This window comes from Neptunomonas marina (genome assembly GCF_004005935.1).
Lineage (GTDB): Bacteria > Pseudomonadota > Gammaproteobacteria > Pseudomonadales > Balneatricaceae > Neptunomonas > Neptunomonas marina.
Window position 1 is genome coordinate 1 of sequence record NZ_SACQ01000021.1, and the last position, 720, is coordinate 720.

1 protein-coding gene is annotated in these 720 nt (G+C 47.6%); it reads left to right on the forward strand.

The genetic code is table 11. From position 1 onward, the window contains the following. The coding region (locus EOE65_RS17850; RefSeq protein WP_127696267.1) for an IS5 family transposase at positions 1-720 on the forward strand (720 nt) is incomplete at both ends.

The following is a 720-nucleotide window of genomic DNA, read 5'->3' on the forward strand; positions in this document are numbered from 1 at the left end:
CAAACGCCGTAAAACCCGCAAAGAGCTTTTCCTTGGTCGGATGAATGAACTGATCCCATGGCAGCAACTTGAAGCTCAAATTGAACCGTTCTACCCAAAAGCGGGCAAGGGTCGGCGTCCATACCCTCTCGCTACTATGCTACGCATTCACTTTATGCAGAACTGGTACAACATGAGTGATCCAGCGATGGAAGACGCGCTCTATGAGATTACCTCAATGCGGCTGTTTGCCGGCCTATCATTAGAAGGCGCAATCCCAGACCACACAACCATCATGAATTTCCGTCACTTGCTTGAGAGACACAAACTGGGCCGTAAACTCTTCAAAGAAGTCAACACATGGCTGTCTGACTCCGGTATCTACTTTAAAGAAGGAACGATCGTGGATGCAACGATCATTGAGGCGGCGAGTTCCACCAAAAATAAATCAAACGCGCGTGATCCCGAAATGCACCAAACTCAAAAGGGGAAGCAGTGGTTCTTTGGCTTAAAGGCTCATATCGGCGTTGATGCAAAACGTGGCTTAATCCATAGCTTCACCACCACACCGGCTAATGATCACGATCTAAATCAGTTGCCAGCACTCCTTCATGGTAATGAATCATTTGTATCAGCGGACTCGGGTTACCGTGGCGTAGAAAAGAGGACAGAAACAAAGGATAGGAAAGTCGATTGGTTAGTGGCAGAGATGCCTAGCAAGATACGTGCTTGGAAAAAGCA